The 2,495-nt window shown below is 72.1% G+C and carries 4 protein-coding genes; 1 reads left to right on the plus strand and 3 read right to left on the minus strand.

The features are described 5' to 3' along the window. Together QH270_RS31050 and QH270_RS31055 are read right to left on the minus strand one after the other, a co-directional pair. Nucleotides 1-217 (minus strand): enoyl-CoA hydratase-related protein (locus QH270_RS31050; RefSeq protein ID WP_280347943.1); only part of this gene is annotated, 217 nt, incomplete at its 3' end. Between the two features lie 69 nt (nt 218-286). Beyond that, nucleotides 287-1,360 (minus strand): enoyl-CoA hydratase/isomerase family protein, encoded by a 1,074-nt coding sequence (locus QH270_RS31055; RefSeq protein WP_280347945.1) that lies wholly within the window; start codon nt 1,358-1,360, stop codon nt 287-289. A gap of 82 nt (nt 1,361-1,442) precedes the next feature. Here QH270_RS31055 and QH270_RS31060 point away from each other — a divergent pair, with 82 nt between their 5' ends. Next, the gene (locus tag QH270_RS31060; RefSeq protein WP_280347947.1) at nt 1,443-1,988 is read left to right on the plus strand and encodes a hypothetical protein; all 546 of its coding nucleotides are present in this window, start codon (nt 1,443-1,445) and stop codon (nt 1,986-1,988) included. A 1-nt stretch (nt 1,989) separates the two neighbouring features. Here QH270_RS31060 and QH270_RS31065 read toward each other — a convergent pair. After that, nucleotides 1,990-2,495, minus strand: a 506-nt coding sequence (locus tag QH270_RS31065) for a helix-turn-helix domain-containing protein (protein ID WP_280347949.1), incomplete at its 5' end; no start/stop codon positions are given.

Consider the following 2,495-nt stretch of genomic DNA (forward strand, 5'->3'; position numbering starts at 1 on the left):
CGGCACCGGCCGCGAACGCCTTCTCCGACCCGGTGATCACCACCGCACCGATCGAATCATCGGCCTCGAGCTCCTCGAGCGCGGCCACGACATCATCGAGGACCTGCTTGTTGAGCGCGTTGAGCGCCTTGGGCCGGTTCAGCGTGATCCAGCCGACCGCCCCTTTACCCTCGCTGCCGCCCTTGCGCTCCAGCAGAATCGTCTCGAAATCGGTCACGGCGCACCCTCTTGTGTTCGTCAACGGTCACGGATGCCGCTGACGATACCCAGCGGCGCTGTCGGGCTTCTACACCGCCGAACCCAGCTCGCCCGCGCCGAGCGGGGCGAAGTACGCGTCGACCTGAGCCGGGGTGACCTCGGCGAGCGTGGCGGGCGACCAGCGGGGCGCGCGGTCCTTGTCGATCACCTGGGCGCGGATGCCCTCGACCAGGTCATGGGTGCTCAACGCGGCCACGGTGATCCGCAGTTCGACCGCAAGCGCGGCGGCCAGGGTCGGCAGCTCGCGGGCTCCGCGCAGCGCGCGCAGGGTGGCCTTCACCGCGGTCGGCGACTTGCTCAGCAGGTCCTCGGCGGCCTTGGTCGCCTCCGGCGCGTCGGCGGCGCGCAGGGCGTCGACGATCTCCTCGACGGTGTCGGCGGCGTAGCAGGTGTCGATCCAGCCGCGTTGCGCGGCGAGCTCGGAATCCGGTGCGGGCGCGGCGAAGCGGGCGATCGCCTCGTCGGCGGGCAGGGTCCGCAGGGCCTCCAGAAGGGCGGGCACCCGCGCCGATGGCACGAAGGTGTCGGCGAATCCGGCGAAGATCGCGTCGCCCGCGCCCATCCGCGCCGTGGTCAGCGCGACGTGGGTGCCCAGCTCACCGGGGGTGCGCGAGAGCAGGTAGGTGCCGCCGACGTCGGGGACGAAACCGATGCCGGTCTCCGGCATGCCGATCTGCGAGCGCTCGGTGACGACGCGATGGCTGCCGTGCGCCGACACGCCGACCCCGCCGCCCATCACGATGCCGTCCATGATCGCCACATAGGGCTTCGGATAGCCGCCGATCAGGTCGTTGAGCAGGTATTCGTCGCGCCAGAACGCGGCCGACGGAGTATCGAGCGGCGCGGGCGCGCCGGGCCCGCCGTCGGTGACCGCCTTGGCGTCGCGGTGGATGGCGACGATATCGCCGCCCGCGCACAGTCCGCGCTCGCCTGCCCCGACGATGGCGACGGTGCGGATCGCCGGATCCGCGGCCCAGGCGCGCAGCGACGCGGTGATGGCCTGGCACATCGAGTGGGTGAGCGCGTTGATCGCACGCGGCCGGTTCAGGGTGATCAGACCGAGCCCGTCGCGTACCTCGAACAGCACTTCCGCTTCACTCATGCCCGTCACGATAAATTCGGCGCCGCGCGAACCCGGACCGATGTGACGCATTCCACCGGCCCTCCTACGGCACAATCGGGGCATGGGCACCGACCATTTCGTGCGGATCACCCGGCTGCGCGCGCTGATCGAGCACGAGAACACCGGCCCGGACGAGCGCGCGACGGCGCAGCGGATGCTCGACCGGATCCTGCGGAAATCCCCCGAGGCCACCCGCGCCGAGTCCGATCGGGTGTACGGCGCGCGCCACGATCGGCCGGGCAGGCACGCCAGCACGGCCTCGATCGTCGAGTCGGTGCGCGAGGACATCGCCTTCGCCCGCCGGTTCGCCGTCGTCGGCGGGCCGGGCGAGGTGACCGTGCACAGCCCGCTCGCCGCCGCGCCCGCCGAGCTCACGGTGACCGTGTACACGCCGTTCGCCGATCAGATCGTCGTCACCATCGACGACATCCCGCCGTCCTGGGGCTGGGAGTTCGACGAATTCGACCGCACCACGGCGACCGAGGACCTGCGCCGCCTCGCCGACGAGCTGGCCGAGATCATCGACAGCTACAACCACGACGGCGCCGACGTCGGTCCGCGCTTCTTCCGCACGATCCGCGCCCAGCAGACCACCTTGATCCGCTGACCTATCCCCCGCCGTGGAAGGTGGCGCGGTAGGCCGACGGGCTGGTGCCCAGCGAGCGCGAGAAGTGCTGGCGCAGTGCGGCTCCGGTGCCGAACCCGGCCTGGTCGGCGATCTGGTCGACGCTGAGTGTGCTCTGCTCGAGCAGCTGCCGCGCCCTGAGCAGGCGCTGCCCGGCGAGCCAGGCACCCGGCGACATGCCCGTCTCCCGGCGGAACCGGCGGGTGAAGGTGCGCGTGCTCATGGCAGCGTGCGCGGCGAGGGCCTTCAGGGGGAGCGGCCGATCGAGGTGGGCCAGGGCCCAGGCCCTGGCGCCGCTGGTCGGCGACTCGTGCGCCGGGGGGGGCGGGCGGGGGGTGGACAGGGGCGGGGCGGCGGGCCGGAGCTTCGTCGCCTTGGGCCGGCAAGCGCCGGAACCGCAATGGGGGGCGATGCTCGCCGTGGGGCGGAACTTTCTGCGCATTGCCTGGTGGATCGGCGTCCTGCCCGGCGTGGCGGTGACGGCGACGG

It is taken from the genome of Nocardia neocaledoniensis (assembly GCF_029868625.1).
In the GTDB taxonomy this organism is placed as follows: Bacteria; Actinomycetota; Actinomycetes; order Mycobacteriales; family Mycobacteriaceae; genus Nocardia; species Nocardia neocaledoniensis_A.

Coding starts and splice junctions, on each gene's coding strand:
- QH270_RS31055 (WP_280347945.1), bottom strand. CDS start 1,360: ATGAGTGAAGCGGAAGTGCTGTTCGAGGTACGCGACGGGCTCGGTCTG.
- QH270_RS31060 (WP_280347947.1), top strand. CDS start 1,443: ATGGGCACCGACCATTTCGTGCGGATCACCCGGCTGCGCGCGCTGATC.